We start from the raw sequence: 19,659 nt of genomic DNA on the forward strand, positions 1-19,659 counted from the left end.
TCAGGGCGTTTTTTTATGCGTATTGGCCACGGCTACGATGTGCACCGTTTTGCTGAAGGCGATTTCATCACTCTGGGCGGCGTGCGGATTGCACACAGCTTCGGGCTGCTCGCCCACTCCGACGGCGACGTATTGTTGCACGCGTTGAGCGATGCCTTGCTGGGTGCTGCGGCACTGGGCGATATCGGTAAACACTTCCCCGATACCGACCCCCAGTTCAAGGGTGCTGACAGCCGTGTGCTGTTGCGTCATGTCGTTGCGCTGATTCACGCCAAGGGCTGGAAAGTCGGCAACGTCGACAACACCATCGTCGCCCAGGCGCCGAAAATGGCTCCCCATATCGAAGCGATGCGCGCGCTGATTGCCGCCGATCTTCAAGTTGAACTGGATCAAGTGAACGTGAAAGCTACCACCACCGAAAAACTCGGCTTTGTCGGTCGCGAAGAAGGCATTGCCGTGCATTCCGTTGCCTTGTTGCTGCGCCCATGAACGAAGCGCAATTGCTCGGCCCGCGTGCCTACGGCGAACCCCTCGGCAGCGCCGTACTGAAAGCCATCGCGGAAGATTTCCAGGTCGATGAAGTGCTCGATATTCCGCTGACTGGCGATGGTGAGCACCTGTGGATCTGGGTGGAAAAGCGCGGCCTGAACACCGAGGAAGCGGCACGACGCATCGCCAAGGCCGCCGGCGTGCCCTTGCGCACCGTCAGCTATGCCGGCCTGAAGGATCGTCAAGCGCTGACCCGACAGTGGTTCAGCGTGCAATTACCGGGCAAGGCCGATCCGGATTTGTCGGCGGCTGAAAACGACACCCTGAAAATTCTCAAGACCGCCCGGCACAAGCGCAAGCTGCAACGGGGCGCGCATTCGGCCAACGGTTTTACCTTGCGCCTGACCCAGTTCGCCGGTGACAAAGAGGCGCTCGAAGCGCGTCTGCAACTGATCGCCAAGCAGGGCATTCCCAATTACTTCGGTGCACAACGTTTCGGCCATGACGGTGGCAACGTGATGGACGCGCGTGCCTGGGCGGCACGCAAGGCCTTGCCGGAGCAGCGCAATGTGCGTTCGCGGTTGCTGTCCACCGCCCGTAGCTTTCTGTTCAATCAGGTGCTGGCGGCGCGTGTTGCCGACGGTAGTTGGCAGCGCGCTCAGGTTGGCGACTTACTGGCCTTCACCGACAGCCGCAGCTTTTTCCCGGCTGGCGAAGCGGAGTGCAGTGACCCGCGCCTGGCGATCCTCGACCTGCATCCGACCGGGCCGCAATGGGGCGAGGGCGATTCACCTGCCGCTGGTGCGACTCATGAGCTGGAGCAACGGATCGCCACGAACGAAGCGGACCTGCGCGATTGGCTGGTAAACGCCGGAATGAGCCATGAACGACGCATCCTGCGGCTGCCCATTGGCGGGTTGACGTGGCATTATCCTTCGCTGGACATTCTGCAACTGGAATTCGTCCTGCCGGCCGGATGCTTCGCCACCGTATTGGTGCGTGAACTCGTTGATCTGGTGCCGGTGGGGCAGACGGACAGCCCATGCGTATTCTGATTTCTAACGACGACGGGGTAACCGCACCCGGTCTCGCCGCGCTTTATGCTGCGCTGGCGGATTACACCGAGTGCGTGGTTATCGCCCCGGACCAGGACAAGAGCGGCGCCAGCAGTTCGCTGACGCTGGACCGTCCGCTGCACCCGCAAACCCTGGCCAACGGCTTTATCAGCCTGAATGGCACGCCGACCGATTGTGTGCACCTGGGCCTCAACGGCTTGCTCGAGCGCGAGCCGGACATGGTGGTTTCCGGGATCAACCTGGGTGCCAACCTGGGGGACGACGTGCTGTATTCCGGTACGGTGGCGGCGGCACTCGAAGGGCGCTTCCTCGCCAAGCCGTCCTTTGCGTTTTCCCTGGTCTCGCGGCAGGTGGATAATTTGCCGACAGCCGCCTACTTTGCGCGCAAACTGGTGGAAGCTCATGCCGAGCTGAATCTGCCGCCGCGCACGGTGTTGAACGTGAACATTCCGAACCTGCCGCTGGACCACATCCGGGGCATTCAACTGACCCGCCTGGGACACCGGGCACGCGCTGCGGCACCGACCAAGGTGGTCGACCCACGCGGCAAGTCCGGCTACTGGATTGCTGCGGCCGGCGATGCGGAAGATGGTGGGCCGGGTACGGATTTCCATGCCGTCATGCAGGGGTATGTCTCCATCACCCCGCTGCAGCTCGATCGCACCTTCAATGATGCCTTTGCCAGTCTCGATGGCTGGCTGGAGGGGCTGCGCTGATGGCTCGCGAGCAAGACGATATGCTGCGCCGCGGGATCGGGATGACTTCCCAGCGGACCCGTGAACGCTTGATCCAGCGACTTTATGAAGAAGGCGTGAGCAACGCCCAGGTCCTGGAAGTGATCCGCCGTACACCGCGCCATCTGTTTGTCGATGAAGCGCTGGCCCACCGAGCCTACGAAGACACGGCCTTGCCGATTGGCCACAACCAGACCATTTCCCAGCCTTATATGGTGGCACGCATGAGCGAGCTGCTTTTAGAGGCGGGGCCGTTGGACAAGGTCATGGAGATCGGTACCGGTTCCGGCTATCAGACGGCCGTGTTGTCGCAACTGGTGGAGCGGGTGTTTTCGGTCGAGCGGATCAAGGTCCTGCAGGATCGGGCCAAAGAGCGCCTGGTGGAATTGAACCTGCGCAACGTGGTGTTTCGCTGGGGCGATGGTTGGGAAGGCTGGCCGGCACTGGCACCTTACAACGGCATTATCGTCACGGCGGTGGCGACCGATGTGCCCCAGGCATTGCTGGATCAGTTGGCGCCAGGAGGGCGTCTGGTGATTCCGGTTGGGTCAGGCGAGGTTCAACAATTGTTGCTGATCATCCGCGAGGAACAGGGGTTTTCCAGGCGTGTCCTGGGCTCGGTGCGCTTCGTCCCGTTGCTTAACGGGCCATTGGCCTGAGCATTTGTTCAACGGCGCTGAATTCTCTTCGATTACCTTGGTCTTACAGCGGCAAGGATGGCTTCAACGTCGTTGTACTACAGCCGGTAAACGCAGGCTTGTATCGATTTCGTTTTGCCGACGGTAATGCGCCAGCGGCCAGTTATACTTGCGACACTTCATGCCTGAACCAGGCATCTACTATTTTCAGCCACCAGAAAGGGAGCGGCGGGTGAGTCTCAAAGTCATTGCGCAGCGTATTGGTACAAAAAGCTTTCAGTGCCTGGTGACTGGCCTTGTCTTGAGCTCATTGCTGGTCGGTTGCTCCAGCACCAAGTCGAGTGACGTGCGGGTTGTCGATCGCAACAGCACGGCCGCCCAGCGTCCTGCCGTTACCACCGGCCAGTACGTAGTCCGTCGCGGCGATACCTTGTTTTCAATCGCTTTCCGCTACGGCTGGGACTACAAAGCCCTCGCCGCGCGCAACAACATTCCTACGCCTTATACGATACATCCGGGTCAGACGATTCGCTTCGATGGGCGCTCGGGTTCAACGCCGACCCCGGTCGTAACGTCCTCCACCACCAACTCTTCGTCTTCCGGAAAATTCACGGTTACTCGCCGTCCGGCTTCGGCGACCGGCACCAGTACGGCCACTGCTGCACCGTCTACTGCCAGCAAGCCCGCGCCGGCGCCATTGCCTCCAGCGGGGCCCGCTCCCACAGGATGGGGTTGGCCATCTAATGGCATTCTTATTGGAAAATTCTCTTCAAACGGTAGTTTGAATAAAGGAATTGATATCGCAGGAGATTTGGGACAGCCTGTTTTAGCTGCGTCTGATGGGACTGTCGTTTACGCCGGGAGTGGCTTGCGGGGCTACGGTGAATTGGTCATTATCAAACACAGCGATACCTACGTCAGTGCCTACGGTCACAACCGCAGGCTGTTGGTTCGGGAGGGGCAGCAGGTCAAGGTTGGGCAGACAATTGCCGAAATGGGGTCAACGGGTACGGACCGGGTGAAACTGCATTTTGAGATTCGCCGACAAGGTAAGCCAGTAGATCCGCTGCAATTCCTGCCACGTCGTTGATTTGTTACCAGCCTGTTCCTTCACGTAGAGGAACAGGCTCCAGCGTTGCCAAGGATAAAGGCGCCGCTTGAGCTTGAGGTCGAACTCACCAAAGGACTATAACAATGGCTCTCAGTAAAGAAGTGCCGGAGTTTGACATCGACGATGAGGTTCTCCTGATGGAGACCGACGTCGCATCGGATCAGACGTCGAATGAGGGGTCTGCTACACCTTCAGTTCGCGCAAAATCCAAACACTCCGCCTCACTCAAGCAACACAAGTACATTGATTACACACGGGCGCTAGATGCTACCCAGTTGTATCTCAATGAAATCGGCTTTTCCCCCCTGTTGTCCCCGGAAGAAGAAGTTCATTTTGCGCGCCTGTCGCAAAGTGGCGATCCGGCCGGGCGTAAACGCATGATTGAAAGCAACTTGCGACTGGTGGTGAAAATCGCCCGACGCTACGTCAATCGTGGGCTGTCATTGCTCGACCTGATCGAAGAGGGCAACCTTGGGCTGATCCGGGCAGTGGAAAAGTTTGATCCGGAGCGTGGCTTCCGCTTTTCGACCTACGCAACCTGGTGGATTCGTCAGACCATCGAGCGCGCGATCATGAATCAAACCCGGACCATCCGGTTGCCGATTCATGTGGTCAAAGAGCTGAATGTCTACTTGCGGGCCGCCCGAGAGCTGACACAAAAGCTCGATCATGAACCCTCACCCGAAGAAATCGCCAACCTGCTGGAAAAACCGGTGGGAGAGGTCAAGCGCATGCTCGGCCTGAACGAGCGGGTTTCTTCGGTCGACGTCTCGTTGGGTCCGGATTCGGATAAAACCCTGCTGGACACCCTGACTGACGACCGCCCTACCGATCCCTGTGAGCTGCTTCAGGATGATGACCTGTCACAGAGTATCGATCAGTGGCTGTGCGAATTGACCGACAAGCAACGAGAGGTGGTGATTCGCCGCTTCGGCTTGCGCGGCCATGAGAGCAGCACGCTGGAAGACGTTGGCCTGGAAATCGGACTGACCCGCGAACGGGTCCGGCAGATCCAGGTTGAAGGACTGAAACGTCTGCGTGAAATTCTCGAGAAAAATGGATTGTCGAGCGAGTCTTTGTTCCAGTAGCAGGAACCCCGGTACTCGATCAGCAAAAACCCCGGCATCTCGGGGTTTTTTGTGCCCGCGATTTCACCACGTGTTTAGCAGGGAGAGTATCCCGGGTGCTTTCCCGGGTTGCTGTAAGCCGTGGCTTACTCTTTCGTAAGTGTTCGGTTTTTATGCTTGCTGGATGAATGCTGTTGCTCAGTAATACATTTTTTAACATCTTGTTTTATAAGTAATTAATTATTAGCGCAGGCACTTCTACACCTACTGTTTAAGCCTAAGCGGTGATTGTGATTGCTGGCGAAGCCTTTAATATCAGCCCTGTGTCGACGGATAGACACAGCCATCAAGGATGATGGTCAAGGAACATCGCAAGGACGTGATTCATCAGGACGATGAAAAGGAACACAGGGACTAGGGAAAAAATGTGGGCGGGTCATACCGCCCCTTTTTTTTGCCAGCTGAAAAGTACCGCGCTCCAAAATGCAAAAAGGCCCGCGAAGGGCCTTTTTTGAGCGTGCAGCGAAGATCAGCGAACCAGGTCTTTGATCTTGCCTTTGACGCCATCAAATTCCGCTGCGTCTGGCAGCGAATCTTTCTTCTCAGTGATGTTGGGCCAGATTTCGGCCAGTTCAACGTTCAGCTGAATGAATTCTTGCATCTCGTCCGGAACTTCGTCCTCGGAGAAGATGGCCACAGCAGGGCATTCCGGCTCGCACAGGGCGCAGTCGATGCACTCATCCGGGTGAATCACCAGGAAGTTCGGGCCTTCGTAAAAGCAGTCCACCGGACAGACTTCTACGCAGTCGGTGTACTTGCACTTGATGCAGTTGTCGGTGACGACGAAGGTCATTTCTAATTCTCTCCTCAGGCGGCGTGCTGCGCCCCTTCACGGTGGGGTCGCCAGGTTTGGGAGCGCTTGCCTGCAGACCAGGCTAATAGCCTGCAGCACCCCAAACCGCGCGAGATTCTAACAGCTTGCAGGCAACAGCGTTAGATCCGTGTCTTCAGTGTATAGAGCATTTCGAGTGCACGACGTGGTGTCAGGTCATCCAGATCGAGTTTTGCCAGTTCATCCAGCACCGGGTGGGGCAGGCTGGCGAACATGTCGCTCTGCTGCGGCGCTGCCGGTTTGCCTTTGGCCGGAGCCGGGACTTCATGGGGCAGGCTGGTGGTTTCCAGGCGGCTCAAGTGCTCTCGGGCGCGCAGGATGACCTCTGTGGGCACACCCGCCAGTTGTGCCACCGCCAGGCCGTAGCTCTGGCTGGCGGGGCCAGGCAGCACGTGGTGGAGGAAAACGATGCGCTCGTTGTGTTCGGTGGCGTTGAGATGCACGTTGGCCACCAATGGCTGGGCTTCCGGCAGCACCGTCAACTCGAAGTAGTGGGTAGCGAACAGCGTGTAGGCGCGCAGTTGGGCCAGGCGCTCGGCCGCCGCCCAGGCCAGGGACAAGCCGTCGAAGGTGCTGGTGCCACGGCCCACTTCGTCCATCAGCACCAGGCTGCGTTCGGTGGCATTGTGCAGAATGTTCGCGGTTTCGCTCATTTCCACCATAAAGGTCGAGCGCCCGCCTGCAAGGTCGTCACTGGAGCCGATCCGGGTGAAGATCCGGTCCACCAGCGACAACTCACAGCTGGCCGCCGGCACGAAGCTGCCGATGTGCGCCAGCAACACGATCAGTGCAGTCTGGCGCATATAGGTGGATTTACCGCCCATGTTCGGCCCGGTGATCACCAGCATCCGGGTGTTGTCGTCCAGGCTCAGGTCGTTGGCCACGAACGGGGTGCTCAGCACTTGCTCGACCACTGGGTGGCGGCCCTGACTGATGCGCATGCACGGCTCGCTGACGAAGCGCGGGCAGTTCAGATCAAGGTTCAACGCGCGTTCGGCCAGGTTGCTCAGCACATCCAGCTCGGCCAGTGCCGCTGCAGTGTCCTGCAAGGGTGGCAATTGGCTGATCAAGTCCTCGAGCAGGGCTTCATAAAGCATTTTCTCGCGAGCCAGCGCTCGGCTCTTGGCCGACAGTGCCTTGTCTTCGAATGCCTTGAGTTCCGGCGTAATGAAACGCTCGGCGCCCTTGAGCGTCTGCCGCCGAATGTAGTCGGCGGGGGCCTGTTCGGCCTGCTTGCTCGGCAGTTCGATGAAGTAGCCGTGAATCCGGTTGTAACCGACCTTCAGGTGGGACAGGCCGGTGCGCGCCTTTTCCCGGGCTTCCAGGTCGATGAGGAACTGGCCGGCGTTCTCGCTCAGCGATTGCAGCTCGTCGAGCTCGGTGTCGTACCCGGTTTTCAACACCCCACCGTCGCGGATCACTGCGGGCGGGTTGTCAATGATGGCTTTTTCCAGCAGCGCCGCCAGTTCGGGATAGGTGCTGGTGGTCACGGCCAGTTGGTTCAGGTGCGGCGCTTCCAGTTCGCTCATCGCCACTTGCAGTTGCGGCAGGGCGCCGAGGGCGTCACGCAGGCGTGCCAGGTCGCGCGGGCGAGCGTTGCGCAGGCCGATCCGCGCCAGGATTCGCTCTATGTCGCCGATCTCCTTGAGCTGCGGTTGCAGTTTCTCGAAGCGATAGCCATCCAGCAGGCAGGTGATCGAACTCTGCCGCGCCTGTAGCACCTGCAGGTCGCGCAACGGGCGGTTCAGCCAGCGGGTCAGCAGGCGGCTGCCCATGGCAGTCTGGCAACGATCGACCACCGATTGCAGGGTGTTATCGCGGCCACCGGCCAGGTTGGTGTCCAGTTCCAGGTTGCGTCGGCTCGCGCCGTCCAGCACCACGGTGTCGTCCAGGCGTTCATGCCGCAGGCTGCGCAAGTGCGGCAGGGCGGTACGCTGGGTTTCCTTGGCATAGCTCAGGAGGCAACCGGCAGCGCCGATAGCCAGGCTCAGGTTCTCGCAGCCAAAACCCTTGAGGTCCTGGGTGGAAAATTGCTGGCACAGGCTCTTGAACGCCGAATCTCGCTCAAAATCCCACGGCGCGCGACGACGAACGCCACGCCGTTTTTCCGCCGGCAGGTCTTTTGGCCAGTCATCCGGGATCATCAGTTCCACCGGGTTGACCCGTTCCAGCTCGGCCAGCAGGTTTTCCCAGCCTTTGATTTCCAGCACCGTGAAGTTGCCGCTGGTGATGTCCAGTACGGCCAGGCCGAACAGGCGCTCGTCACCCAGCACAGCAGCGATCAGGTTGTCGCGCCGTTCGTCCAGCAACGCCTCGTCGCTGACGGTGCCGGGGGTGATGATGCGCACCACCTGGCGATCCACCGGCCCTTTGCTGGTCGCCGGATCACCCACCTGCTCACAGATCACTACTGATTCGCCCAGCTTGACCAGCTTGGCGAGGTAACCTTCGGCGGCATGGTAAGGAATCCCACACATCGGAATCGCCTGGCCGGCCGACTGCCCACGCGCCGTCAGGGTGATGTCCAGCAGCTTGGCGGCTTTCTTCGCGTCTTCGTAGAAGATCTCGTAGAAGTCCCCCATGCGATAGAACATCAACTGGTCTGGGTGCTGGTTCTTCAGGCGCCAGTACTGCTGCATCATCGGGGTGTGGGAGGACAGGTCGGAAAGTGCTTTATTCATCGGGTAATCAGGCGGATTCATTCAAAGGGGTGGGTAAAGGAGGGCGTTGCCCAGGCCTTTGCGCGATGGGCGCAAGGTTACCATGGGCGGCTCCGCACGACCCAGGGATGAACGCCAAGTGGGGGTGTTTTGCGAATCTGAAGGGCAATTTATGCGAAACAGCATTTGTCATCCCGAAAAAGAATCCGCATTATGCAAGGTATGCAAAAACGCAATGTTTCTACCGTCCTCAGGGCGCTGCTCGATCAACACGGGATCTCCCCTACGGAGCTTCACCGGCGTACCGGCGTGCCGCAATCCACCCTCTCGCGGATACTCGGCGGCAAGATCGCCGATCCGGCGGATAAACACATCTCGAAGATCGCCGAGTATTTTCGTGTGAGCACCGACCAGTTGCGTGGCCGTGTCGATGTCGCGCCGGGTTACCCGCCTCCACGAGCTCCCGCGCACTCGGAGCTCAAGGACATCAGCCTGTGGGATGACGACACTCCCATCGAAGACGACGAGGTCTCGGTACCCTTTCTGCGCGAGGTTGAATTGGCTGCTGGATCAGGAAGATTCGTGATCGAAGAAAGCGAGCGCGCCAGCCTGCGTTTTGGCAAGCGCAGCCTGCGCCACAACGGCGTGCAATTCGATCAGGCCAAATGCGTGACCGTGCGCGGCAACAGCATGTTGCCGGTGCTGCGTGATGGCGCCACGGTAGGGGTGAATGCCGGCAAATGCGGGATCGGCGATATCGTCGACGGCGATCTCTACGCGATCAACCACAACGGCCAGTTGCGCGTGAAACAGCTGTATCGACTGCCCACCGGGATTCGCCTGCGCAGCTTCAATCGCGATGAGCATCCGGATGAGGACTATGGCTTCCAGGATATCCAGACCGGGCAGATCGTAATCCTGGGGCATGTGTTCTGGTGGGGTATGTACGCTCGCTGATTGTCTCTTGTGCCAATCTCAACCCGTCCTCTGGCGGGTTTTTTTGCGCCTGGAGTTTTTTTTGGGGGGAGGTGAATTGTTTTGATGCATTTATGCATGAATATTCGCTGAGTGTGATGGGTTTCCGATTGACTATATATGCATCAGTGCATAATGTTTTGACTCGTCACTCAGGAGCAATCAAATGACAATCGAACAGCAAGTCTTGCTGGAGATCCCTGTCTGGCTGGTCATTGCACTCACGCTGCTGGGTGGCTTGTCTGGTGAAATGTGGCGTGCGGACAAGGAGGGTGAGCGCGGCTGGTCATTGGTCCGGCGCCTGAGCCTGCGCTCTGGGTCGAGCATGATCTGCGGTGTCTCGGTGGTGATGCTGTTATATGCCGCCAACATCTCGGCCTGGACAGCTGCCGCATTCGGCTGCCTGACGGCGATGGCCGGTGCGGATTTCGCCATTGGCTTGTATCAGCGCTGGGCGGCCAGGCGCATCGGCGTAGTGGAAGACCAGGCCCCAGAGGATCAGCGGTAGTGCGCGGGCACGGCGCCACTCATATTTTGATTTCCCCAGCGCCTTGCAAGCGCAACCTGCTCATGTAGGGTAGTGCTCACGCCCGTCTGATAAGGAGAGAGTCGTGAATGAAATCACTCAGCTGGCCGCGGAACTGGGCCGGCGTCTACAGGTTCTCAATGCCCACGTCAGCACGGCCGAATCCTGCACCGGGGGCGGTATCGCCGAGGCGATCACCCGGATTGCCGGCAGTTCGGCCTGGTTCGAGGCGGGGTATGTCACGTACTCCAATCGCCAGAAAACCCAGCAATTGAAGGTGCCGGGCGAGTTGTTCGAGCAGGTCGGGGCGGTGAGTCGCGAGGTCGTGGAGGCCATGGTTCGCGGCGCGCAGCGCAACAGCCATGCGCGGTTTGCCGTGGCGGTCAGCGGGATCGCCGGGCCTGACGGCGGCTCGCCGGCCAAGCCGGTGGGGACTGTCTGGCTGGCCTGGGGGGTGGGCGAGGCCGTGTTTAGCGAGTGCCGGCACTTCCCCGGTAACCGCGATGAGGTCCGCCGACAAACGGTGAAGGCCGCGCTAGAGGGCTTGCTGCAACATGCCGCCGGAGAAATCTCAAATCAGGGGTAGGCGATCCACAATCGCTGTGGAATAATACTGTCTACTTATACAGGTGTTGGCCGTCAGGCCTTATTGATTACGTGAGGACTTTAATGGACGACAACAAGAAGAAAGCCTTGGCTGCGGCCCTGGGTCAGATCGAACGTCAATTCGGCAAGGGTGCCGTAATGCGTATGGGCGATCAGGACCGTCAGGCGATCCCGGCTATCTCCACTGGCTCTCTGGGTCTGGACATCGCACTCGGCATTGGCGGCCTGCCAAAAGGCCGTATCGTTGAAATCTACGGTCCTGAATCTTCCGGTAAAACCACCCTGACCCTGTCGGTCATCGCCCAAGCGCAAAAAGCCGGTGCGACCTGCGCGTTCGTCGATGCCGAGCACGCCCTGGACCCGGAATACGCCGGCAAACTGGGGGTCAACGTCGACGACCTGCTGGTTTCCCAGCCGGACACCGGCGAGCAAGCCCTGGAAATCACCGACATGCTGGTGCGTTCCAACGCGGTTGACGTGATCATCGTCGACTCCGTGGCTGCACTGGTACCCAAGGCGGAAATCGAAGGCGAGATGGGCGACATGCATGTGGGCCTGCAAGCCCGCCTGATGTCCCAGGCGCTGCGTAAAATCACCGGTAACATCAAGAACGCCAACTGCTTGGTGATCTTCATCAACCAGATCCGGATGAAAATCGGCGTGATGTTCGGCAGCCCGGAAACCACCACCGGTGGTAACGCGCTGAAGTTCTACGCCTCGGTTCGCCTGGACATCCGCCGTACTGGCGCGGTGAAAGAAGGCGACGAAGTGGTCGGCAGCGAAACCCGCGTCAAAGTCGTCAAGAACAAGGTGGCAGCACCGTTCCGTCAGGCCGAGTTCCAGATTCTTTACGGCAAGGGCATCTACCTCAATGGCGAGATGATCGACCTGGGTGTGTTGCACGGTTTTGTTGAGAAGTCCGGTGCCTGGTATGCCTACAACGGCAGCAAGATCGGTCAGGGCAAGGCCAACTCGGCCAAGTTCCTGCAGGACAACCCGGACATTGCAGCCAAGCTCGAGAAGCAGATTCGCGACAAGCTGCTGACGCCGGTGGACCTCAACGCCGTGCCGGTCAAAGAGACTGAAGATGACCTGGCCGACGCTGATATCTGATTGATCCCATGACCGCCGTACTCGATACCCTCGTCGCGGTGCGGCGAACCGCAATGGACCTGCTCGCGCGACGCGAGCACGGTCGAGTCGAGCTGACGCGTAAACTGCGTCAGCGCGGCGCCCCCGATGAAATGATCGACACTGCCCTCGACCGTCTGACGGAAGAGGGGTTGCTGTCCGAATCCCGTTACCTCGAAAGTTTCGTTTCCTACCGGTCCCGTTCAGGCTACGGCCCTTTGCGCATTCGTGAAGAGTTGAGCCAGCGCGGATTGCAGCGCGCTGATATCGAACTCGCCTTGCGCGAGTGTGGAATCAGCTGGCAGGCACAACTGGAAGACACCTGGCGCCGTAAATTTGCCGGGCATTTACCAATCGATGCCCGCGAGCGTGCCAAGCAAGGGCGCTTCCTCGCTTATCGCGGTTACTCCATGGAGATGATCGGCCGGTTGTTCAGCGGCCGAGCAATGGACGACTAAAAAAGCCCGACTAGAAATAGTCGGGCTTTTTTATTCACGTCACTTTGATGGGGTCCCGTTGGCGCTGGGCAGTTGCGGGCTGGGAGGTGACCCAGTTTTCCGGCAGGTTGAGGTAGTCCACCAACTCACGCAGGCGCCCATGATCCCGGGCATTGAAGGTGAACGCCAGACGCGCCAAGTGGCTGAACTGCGCTTCGTCATGCTCCTCGCCACTGTAGGCATGCTGGTGAAAGTGATCGCTCAGGCACAGATCGGCGAACGCCACTTGCAGGTGTGCCAGCGCCTGCTCGGTGAGCGCGTGATTCATGCGGATCACAAACTGGTTTTTTAGCCAGCGGCTGGAGTGGAAGTTGCTGTAGAACTGATTGATTTGCGCCACGGCTTCCTCGGCGTTATCCACCAGACGCACCAGCTTCAGGTCGTTGGGCAGGATGTAGCGATTGGCCTCCAATTGATTGCGGATAAACTCCAATGCGCTTTCCCAGAACTTGCCGTCCGGTGCATCCAGCAGCACCACGGGTACCAGTGGGCTTTTGCCGGTCTGGATCAGGGTCAGTACTTCCAGGGCTTCGTCCAGTGTGCCGAAGCCGCCCGGGCACAGCACCAGCGCGTCGGCTTCCTTGACGAAGAACAGTTTGCGGGTGAAGAAAAAGTGGAAGGGCAGCAAGTTGGCAGTGCCACCGACGGTGGGGTTGGCATGCTGTTCGAAGGGCAGGGTGATGTTGAACCCAAGGCTGTGATCACGGCCGGCGCCTTCGTGAGCGGCGGCCATGATCCCGCCACCGGCTCCGGTGATCACCATCAGGTCCGATTGCGCGAGTTTTTCCCCCAGTTCACGGGCCAGTGCATACAGCGGGTGCTCCACCGGAGTACGCGCTGAGCCGAACACGGTGACCTTGCGGCGTCCCTTGAACTGTTCCAGCACACGGAAAGCGTGCTCCAGTTCGCGCAAGGCTTGTAGGGTGATCTTGGCATTCCAGCGGTTGTGGTCGTCCTGGGCCATGCGCAGGACAGTCAGCATCATGTCGCGGTAGATCGGAATATTCGGGCTGTTGGGGGAAACCAGGTTGAGTTGTTCTTCGATCTTGCTCGTGAGATCGACACCGTTGTTTTGAAAATGACGTATCAGAAGGTCATTCGGTTGGTAAGGCATTCAACTTCTCCTTCTACACAGAACCTTCGGCCCGACCGAAAGATTCGTCGGGGCCGCGACACACCTTGTGTCGCCTGGGCATTGCAGCCAACCCGACCCGCCGCGGACGGCCGTCGAGTCATCCAGACGGGTTCTGTTTATCCCTTGGATGAAAGAAATGTTCGCAAGGCACCGCTCTGGATGGCAGCCCCTTTTCTGCCGTGAGCATTGAACATCGACAGGTTAAATCTAGACGCTCGGCGTCAGTTGCGCTGACTTGATCATGGTCCTGAAAAGTCTGTGCTGGCAATAGCTTGTTGGCGATAGGTGATCGACTTTCACCGCTTGTCTGAAGCTCCACCTTAGGCGCTACGCTCTGATTTACTGAAATACAGACACGCAACACATTTGTCGTGCGTCCAGGGCAAGACGCAAGGCACCAGGAGCTGTGGGGAGTCATCGCGCAAGTAGTGGCGATTCTTAGGCACGGAGGCGGGTTATGACTCTGGTGATACTGGAGATCGATACGCAGCTGTATCAGATGCTCAAGTCGGCAGCCGAGGACCATCAGGTAAGCCTGGAGGAGGAGTGTCGACGGCGGCTGGAGGGCAGGGAACAGCGCTCGCCTTATTTGCAGGCGCTGGTGGCGGAATTGCGCGCCGATGAAGAGCAGCGACGCGCGGGTTCGGGCTAGTTACTTGTTCTTTTTCGCAGGCTCTGCCGGGCAGTCCGATTCCTGGAATCGGGCCGAGGCCACCGGGCGGTTGGTTTTGTTCTCGGTGAATTCGTAACGCAAGATCGCGCCCTGGGCCATCAACTTGCGGTAGTTGGGGTTGCGGCAAACGCTGGCACCCAGTTGCAGGTAGACGGCTTTCGGGTTGGCGCGCATTTCTTCGGCGTACACCGATTGCACGCTGAGGTGATCAACCAGCTCCTTGCCTTCGACCGTGTAGCCCTGGTCCAGAATGTTGTCACTGACTTCGCGAGGCAGGCCAACGTTACTTTCCGCGGCCACCTTCTCCAGCATCTTGCTCAGGTTCAAGTCTTTCAGGGACGCGGCCTGGGCGCAGAAAGGCAAAGCCAGCACAAGGGCGGCGGTGGGGACGATTAGGCGCAGCATGAAACTCTCCTGATTCAGTGACTGGTGCTTCGACCCGTCACAGGGCTGAGCGTTCAGTGGCGGCAAATTATAGGGTGCGGGCGGCGGGTGGTACAGGCTTGCGCGGGCTGCTCTGGTAAACTGCCGGCACTTTATTGCCCTGCCGAGCGCTTTTTGTGTCGATTCAATCCCCTTGCCATCGAAACCTGCCATGAGCCACGCCGTTTCCCGTTTGCGCGCCCAGCGCCTGGCCCGTGCCGTCCGCCCCTTTGTTGCGCGGGGTTCGCGAGCTGAGCGGTGCGCCGGCTGCCGGGTGATCCCCAGCCATTGCATGTGTGCCTGGCGGCCGACCGTTGCCGCCAAATCGGCCATGTGCCTGGTGATGCATGATGTCGAGCCGATGAAACCGAGCAATACCGGCTGGCTGATTGCCGACGTGATCGAGCAGACCAGTGCGTTTCCCTGGTCGCGTACCGAAGTCGAGCCGGGTTTGCTGGCCTTGATCGCCGATCCCCAGTGGCAGCCGTACATCGTGTTTCCGGGGGAGTTTGTCGCCCCGCAGCGGGTGGTGAGCGAGGTCCGGCTGGAACCGGGCAAGCGCCCGCTGTTCATTCTGCTGGACGCGACCTGGAGCGAGGCGCGCAAGATGTTCCGCAAGAGCCCTTATCTCGAGCATTTGCCGGTGTTGAGCCTGCAGCCCGAGCAACTGTCGCGCTACAAGTTGCGCCGTTCCAAGCGCGATGATCACTTCTGCACCGCCGAAGTGGCCGCGCTCTGCCTGGAACTGGCCGACGACCTAGCCGCCAGCGAAGTGCTGGACGCCTACCTGGACGTCTTCAGCACCCATTACCTGTCAGCCAAGTTTCAGCAGGCGATCGATCCGCTCGACGCAGTCCACGCTCGCCTCAAGCCCTACCTCTAGGTTGTGCTGCGAGTCAGCGCTGGGCTTTTTGGCCAGAGCTGGGCTGCCAGCATCCCGGCCAGCATCAACCCACAGCCGACATAGCCGCGCGGGCTCAGTTCCTCACCCAGTAACCAGGCCCCGGCAATGGCGGCAAACACCGCCTCCAGGGAAAAAATGATCGCGGCATGGGAGGCGATTGCGTCTTTCTGGGCGATCACCTGCAAGGTGTAGCCGATGCCGACCGCAATCAGGCCACCATAGAGGATGGCCGGGCCGGCGGCGATGATTGCGTTGAGCTCGAAGGTCTCCAGGCACAGGGCCAGGACCAGGCTGACCACCGCGCAGGTAGTGAACTGCAGGAATGCCAGGCGAATCGGGTCGTGGCGGCTGGCGAAAACGCCCACCAGCACCACGTGTCCACCCCAGACAAAGGCGCCGATCAATTGCAACCAGTCGCCGGACGCAACCTGGAACTGATCGCCGACGCTGAGCAGGAACATTCCGACCACCGCCAGAATCGCCCCGAACCAGGTGCCGAGCCCGGTCTTGTGGCCAATCAACAGCCCCAGCAGTGGCACGACGATGACGTAGAGCCCGGTGATGAAACCGGCGTTGGTCACGCTGGTGAACAAGAGGCCGACCTGTTGCAGGTTGATCCCCAGAGCCAGGGCGAGGCCCATCAGGCCGCCACCGATCAACAAGCCACGGGTCAGGAAGGGCTCGTGGTGGCTGTTCTGACGGGAGCCACGCAGGACCAGCGGTAGCAGACACAACGAACCAAGCGCGAAGCGCAGGCCGGAATAGAGGAAAGGACCGATGTGATCCATGCCGCAGGTTTGTGCGACAAATCCTGATCCCCAAATCATCGCGGTGATCAACATCAGGACATCGGCACGCAGGGCTTTGGTCTGCATGATGGCACTCTTATTAGTTAGCCAGCTAAGATGCCGTAAAGGATGCGGCTTGACCACCCCGGCTTCGCTGGGCATCCTTGGCGCCGATTAGGGTGCGGCCGAAGATTGAAACGCCGGTTTTATGGGCTCTTGGCGTTGAACGTACCCTGTTGGTTGCGCCTGCTGGTGCTACCTTGAGTTGTTTTGGTGAGGCTTGAATGCATCAGGCCTGCCATAAAAAACAGGATCATTTGAACAATGGCCACATACGAAATCCTGATTGCCGATGACCACCCTCTCTTTCGTAGCGCACTGCACCAGGCTGTCACCCTGGGGCTGGGCCCGGACGTGCGCCTGGTGGAAGTGGCGAGCATTGCCGAGCTGGAAATCCGTCTGACCGAGAAGGCCGACTGGGACCTGGTGCTACTGGACCTGAACATGCCGGGTGCATACGGATTCTCCGGGCTGGTGCTGTTGCGCGGCCAGTACCCGCAGATTCCGGTGGTGATGGTCTCGGCACAGGAAGAAGCGTCGATCATGGTCAAGTCCCGGGAGTTCGGGGCCAGCGGCTTCATTCCCAAATCCAGCTCGCTGGAAGTGATCCAGCAGGCGGTGCGTGCGGTGCTGGATGGCGACGTGTTCTGGCCACCGCAAGCGTTCGAGGCGGTCAGTGTCTCGCCGGAAGCCAAGGCCGCGAGCGAGGGCCTGGCGAGTTTGACCCCGCAGCAGTTCCGCGTGCTGACCATGGTCTGCGAAGGTTTGCTGAACAAGCAGATTGCCTACGAGCTGAGTGTGTCGGAAGCGACCATCAAGGCCCACGTGACGGCGATTTTCCGCAAGCTGGGGGTACGCACCCGGACTCAGGCGGCGTTGCTCCTGCAACAACTTGAGTCAATTTCGCCGCAGTGAAGCCGGCTCATTCACGCTTTTTTGACTTTTGTTGATCTAGCTTTCCCACTCCTTTTTTCAGTTGCCTACTCATATGTCACCTTTCAAAGGCCAGACCGGCCTCAAACGCATCCTCAACGCTTCGGGCTACTCCCTGGACGGCCTGCGCGCCGCTTTCACCGGCGAAGCGGCTTTTCGGCAACTGGTGTTGCTCAACGTGATTCTGATTCCGCTGACCTTCATTCTGAATGTCAGCCGCGTCGAACAGGCGGTGCTGATTGCCGTCTGTCTGCTGGCGCTGATCGTGGAGTTGCTCAACTCCGCAGTAGAAGCGGCCATTGACCGCATCTCCCTCGACCTGCACCCGCTGTCGAAAAACGCCAAGGACATGGGCAGCGCCGCGCAGTTCGTGGCTTTGAGCATGATTGCCCTGGTGTGGGCGGTGATCCTGATCTGACCCCTCAGGCGATGCTCGGCAGCACGATCTCGTCGCTGCGCTGAACCCCGGCGGTGAAGGCGCGGCACAGTTCGAGGAATTCGCGCATGGCTGAGGTCTGGTATTTCTGTTTGTGCCAGATGAAGTAGAACTGCCGCGCCAGGTCCAGATCCGGGGTTTCCACCGCCACCAGGCTGCCGCGTCGGAAGGCGTCGCGCAGGGCCAGGCGGGAAATGCAGCCAATGCCCAGGCCAGACTCGACCGCACGTTTGATCGCTTCGGTGTGTTCCAGCTCCAGGCGGATGTTCAACGCGCTGCGATGATGACGCATGGCCTGATCGAAGGTCAGGCGAGTCCCGGAACCCTGTTCGCGCAGAATCCACGCCTCATGGCTAAGCTCCTCCATGCTGGCAGTGCCGCGTTGTGCCAGCGGATGCTGGGGCGCGCAGAACACCACCAGCTCATCTTCGACCCAGCTCTGCACTTCGATGTCCGGATGGCTGCAGTCGCCTTCGATTAGACCCAGATCAATTTCATAGTGCGCGACCTGTTGCACGATATTGGCAGTGTTCTGGACGTGCAGCTTCACCTGGCTCTCGGGGTGGCGCTGCATGAAGCTACCGATCAGCAAGGTCGCCAGGTAATTGCCGATGGTCAGTGTGGCGCCGACCGCCAGGGAACCAAAACCGGACTTGCCGTTGAGCAGGTCCTCGATTTCCTTGGCCTGGTCGAGCAGGGCCACCGCTTGCGGCAACAGCTGTTTACCCAGGGCGTTGAGGCTCAGCCGTTTGCCGGCGCGATCGAACAATTGGCAGCTGCACTGGCGCTCCAGCTCGGTGATCGAGGTGCTGGCCGCCGATTGCGAGAGGTTGAGCAGACCCGCAGCACGGGATACGCTTTCCTGCTGGGCAACGGCGACGAAGACTTGAAGTTGACGTAGAGTAAATCGCATATCTATATAACCGATAACCCTTATCTTAATAATCCATTTAACAGATATTGTCGCTGCCATTAGAATGCGATGCAATTGCGCACAGCGGCGCAGGCAAAATCTCCAGGAGTCCCACGTACATGAGCAACATGAACCACGAGCGTGTCCTCAGTGTTCACCACTGGAACGACACTCTGTTCAGCTTCAAGTGCACCCGCGATCCGGGCCTGCGCTTCGAGAACGGTCAGTTCGTGATGATCGGCCTGCAACAGCCCAACGGCCGCCCGCTTATGCGTGCTTACTCGATTGCCAGCCCAAACTGGGAAGAGCATCTGGAGTTCTTCAGCATCAAGGTGCCTGATGGCCCGCTGACTTCCCAGTTGCAGCACCTCAAGGAAGGCGACGAGATCATCATCAGCAAGAAGCCTACGGGCACGCTGGTGCTGGACGACCTCAAACCTGGCAAACATCTGTACCTGCTCAGCACCGGTACCGGCCTGGCGCCTTTCATGAGCGTGATCCAGGATCCGGAAACCTACGAGCGTTTCGAAAAAGTGATCCTGTGCCACGGCGTGCGTTACGTCAACGAAGTCGCTTACCGCGAGTTCATCACCGAGCACCTGCCGCAGAACGAGTTCTTCGGCGAAGCCCTGCGTGACAAGTTGATCTACTACCCGACCGTGACCCGCGAGCCATTCGAAAACGAAGGCCGCCTGACCGACCTGATGCGCAGCGGCAAGCTGTTCAGCGACATCGGCCTGCCCCCGATCAACCCGCAGGACGACCGCGCCATGTTGTGCGGCAGCCCGAGCATGCTCGACGAGACCAGCGAAGTGCTCAACAGCTTCGGCCTGAAAGTGTCGCCGCGTATGCGTGAGCCGGGTGACTACCTGATCGAGCGTGCGTTCGTCGAGAAGTGACCGAAGGTCACCTGTAGGAGCGAGCCTGCTCGCGATGATCGTCAACGATAACGCATGTTTGCCGGGTAAACGCGGTGTCTTCGAGTTCATCGC

Annotated in this window: 22 protein-coding genes; 16 read left to right on the forward strand and 6 right to left on the reverse strand. The window is 59.5% G+C overall.

All coding sequences use genetic code 11. The features are described from left to right. Positions 1 to 15: 15 nt before the first annotated feature. From ispF to rpoS, 6 genes are all read left to right on the forward strand, one after another. Positions 16 to 489 (forward strand): 2-C-methyl-D-erythritol 2,4-cyclodiphosphate synthase, encoded by a 474-nt coding sequence (ispF, locus tag PspS04_RS05445; protein ID WP_095166830.1) that lies wholly within the window; start codon positions 16 to 18, stop codon positions 487 to 489. Continuing rightward, entirely contained in the window at positions 486 to 1,544 is a 1,059-nt protein-coding gene (gene truD, locus PspS04_RS05450; protein WP_159994047.1) for a tRNA pseudouridine(13) synthase TruD, read from the forward strand. Before ispF ends, truD begins: the two co-directional genes overlap by 4 nt. Further along, complete coding sequence (surE, locus tag PspS04_RS05455; protein WP_159994049.1) at positions 1,532 to 2,281, forward strand: 5'/3'-nucleotidase SurE; 750 nt, start codon at positions 1,532 to 1,534, stop codon at positions 2,279 to 2,281. The genes truD and surE overlap by 13 nt, the downstream gene beginning before the upstream one ends. Positions 2,282 to 2,322: 41 nt before the next feature. Continuing rightward, complete coding sequence (locus PspS04_RS05460; protein ID WP_174244610.1) at positions 2,323 to 2,958, forward strand: protein-L-isoaspartate(D-aspartate) O-methyltransferase; 636 nt, start codon at positions 2,323 to 2,325, stop codon at positions 2,956 to 2,958. A 211-nt stretch (positions 2,959 to 3,169) separates the two neighbouring features. After that, a complete protein-coding gene (locus PspS04_RS05465; protein ID WP_095166837.1) occupies positions 3,170 to 4,027 on the forward strand; it encodes a peptidoglycan DD-metalloendopeptidase family protein in 858 nt (285 codons plus the stop codon). Between the two features lie 104 nt (positions 4,028 to 4,131). After that, a complete protein-coding gene (gene rpoS, locus PspS04_RS05470; protein WP_095166839.1) occupies positions 4,132 to 5,136 on the forward strand; it encodes an RNA polymerase sigma factor RpoS in 1,005 nt (334 codons plus the stop codon). Between the two features lie 508 nt (positions 5,137 to 5,644). Here the strand turns inward: rpoS and fdxA are convergent. Next, positions 5,645 to 5,968 carry a ferredoxin FdxA gene (gene fdxA / locus PspS04_RS05475; RefSeq protein ID WP_095166841.1) on the reverse strand — a complete coding sequence of 108 codons (324 nt, stop codon included), beginning with the start codon at positions 5,966 to 5,968 and terminating at the stop codon, positions 5,645 to 5,647. 140 nt (positions 5,969 to 6,108) lie between these two features. After that, entirely contained in the window at positions 6,109 to 8,688 is a 2,580-nt protein-coding gene (mutS, locus tag PspS04_RS05480; RefSeq protein ID WP_159994051.1) for a DNA mismatch repair protein MutS, read from the reverse strand. 192 nt (positions 8,689 to 8,880) lie between these two features. Between mutS and PspS04_RS05485 the strand changes: the two genes are divergently transcribed. The 5 genes from PspS04_RS05485 to recX all read left to right on the forward strand — a co-directional run bounded on the left by PspS04_RS05485 (position 8,881) and on the right by recX (position 12,363). Continuing rightward, entirely contained in the window at positions 8,881 to 9,624 is a 744-nt protein-coding gene (locus PspS04_RS05485; protein ID WP_159994053.1) for a LexA family transcriptional regulator, read from the forward strand. A gap of 184 nt (positions 9,625 to 9,808) precedes the next feature. Next, positions 9,809 to 10,150: a phage holin family protein gene (locus PspS04_RS05490; protein WP_159994055.1), complete on the forward strand. Its 342-nt coding sequence runs from the start codon at positions 9,809 to 9,811 to the stop codon at positions 10,148 to 10,150. 103 nt (positions 10,151 to 10,253) lie between these two features. Next, entirely contained in the window at positions 10,254 to 10,754 is a 501-nt protein-coding gene (locus PspS04_RS05495; protein ID WP_159994057.1) for a CinA family protein, read from the forward strand. Between the two features lie 83 nt (positions 10,755 to 10,837). Then, positions 10,838 to 11,887: a recombinase RecA gene (gene recA, locus PspS04_RS05500; protein ID WP_159994059.1), complete on the forward strand. Its 1,050-nt coding sequence runs from the start codon at positions 10,838 to 10,840 to the stop codon at positions 11,885 to 11,887. A gap of 8 nt (positions 11,888 to 11,895) precedes the next feature. Next, entirely contained in the window at positions 11,896 to 12,363 is a 468-nt protein-coding gene (recX, locus tag PspS04_RS05505; RefSeq protein WP_159994061.1) for a recombination regulator RecX, read from the forward strand. A gap of 34 nt (positions 12,364 to 12,397) precedes the next feature. Here recX and PspS04_RS05510 read toward each other — a convergent pair whose 3' ends face one another. After that, positions 12,398 to 13,516: a TIGR00730 family Rossman fold protein gene (locus tag PspS04_RS05510; RefSeq protein ID WP_159994063.1), complete on the reverse strand. Its 1,119-nt coding sequence runs from the start codon at positions 13,514 to 13,516 to the stop codon at positions 12,398 to 12,400. 478 nt (positions 13,517 to 13,994) lie between these two features. On the opposite strand from PspS04_RS05510, the gene PspS04_RS05515 reads away from it, so the two are divergent. Continuing rightward, positions 13,995 to 14,189 (forward strand): hypothetical protein, encoded by a 195-nt coding sequence (locus PspS04_RS05515; protein ID WP_095166855.1) that lies wholly within the window; start codon positions 13,995 to 13,997, stop codon positions 14,187 to 14,189. Here the strand turns inward: PspS04_RS05515 and PspS04_RS05520 are convergent, their stop codons facing one another. Beyond that, positions 14,190 to 14,615: a PA3611 family quorum-sensing-regulated virulence factor gene (locus tag PspS04_RS05520; protein WP_095166869.1), complete on the reverse strand. Its 426-nt coding sequence runs from the start codon at positions 14,613 to 14,615 to the stop codon at positions 14,190 to 14,192. A 190-nt stretch (positions 14,616 to 14,805) separates the two neighbouring features. On the opposite strand from PspS04_RS05520, the gene PspS04_RS05525 reads away from it, so the two are divergent. Further along, on the forward strand, positions 14,806 to 15,516 hold the full coding sequence (locus PspS04_RS05525; RefSeq protein WP_095166871.1) for a tRNA-uridine aminocarboxypropyltransferase: 711 nt from the start codon (positions 14,806 to 14,808) through the stop codon (positions 15,514 to 15,516). Here the strand turns inward: PspS04_RS05525 and PspS04_RS05530 are convergent. Further along, the gene (locus PspS04_RS05530) at positions 15,513 to 16,412 is read right to left on the reverse strand and encodes a DMT family transporter (protein ID WP_159994065.1); all 900 of its coding nucleotides are present in this window, start codon (positions 16,410 to 16,412) and stop codon (positions 15,513 to 15,515) included. The two genes, PspS04_RS05525 and PspS04_RS05530, sit on opposite strands and share 4 nt — an antisense overlap. Before the next feature lie 237 nt (positions 16,413 to 16,649). On the opposite strand from PspS04_RS05530, the gene erdR reads away from it, so the two are divergent. Both erdR and PspS04_RS05540 read left to right on the forward strand, forming a co-directional pair. Beyond that, complete coding sequence (erdR, locus tag PspS04_RS05535) at positions 16,650 to 17,300, forward strand: response regulator transcription factor ErdR (RefSeq protein ID WP_159994067.1); 651 nt, start codon at positions 16,650 to 16,652, stop codon at positions 17,298 to 17,300. 73 nt (positions 17,301 to 17,373) lie between these two features. Beyond that, the gene (locus PspS04_RS05540) at positions 17,374 to 17,736 is read left to right on the forward strand and encodes a diacylglycerol kinase (protein WP_095166877.1); all 363 of its coding nucleotides are present in this window, start codon (positions 17,374 to 17,376) and stop codon (positions 17,734 to 17,736) included. A 4-nt stretch (positions 17,737 to 17,740) separates the two neighbouring features. On the opposite strand, the gene PspS04_RS05545 is transcribed toward PspS04_RS05540, so the two are convergent. Next, on the reverse strand, positions 17,741 to 18,667 hold the full coding sequence (locus PspS04_RS05545; RefSeq protein WP_095166878.1) for a LysR family transcriptional regulator: 927 nt from the start codon (positions 18,665 to 18,667) through the stop codon (positions 17,741 to 17,743). Between the two features lie 119 nt (positions 18,668 to 18,786). On the opposite strand from PspS04_RS05545, the gene fpr reads away from it, so the two are divergent. Further along, positions 18,787 to 19,566, forward strand: coding sequence for a ferredoxin-NADP reductase (gene fpr / locus PspS04_RS05550; protein ID WP_003443014.1), 780 nt, complete (start codon positions 18,787 to 18,789; stop codon positions 19,564 to 19,566). Positions 19,567 to 19,659 lie beyond the last annotated feature (93 nt).

Origin of the sequence: Pseudomonas sp. S04, assembly GCF_009834545.1 — a bacterium.
GTDB lineage: Bacteria > Pseudomonadota > Gammaproteobacteria > Pseudomonadales > Pseudomonadaceae > Aquipseudomonas.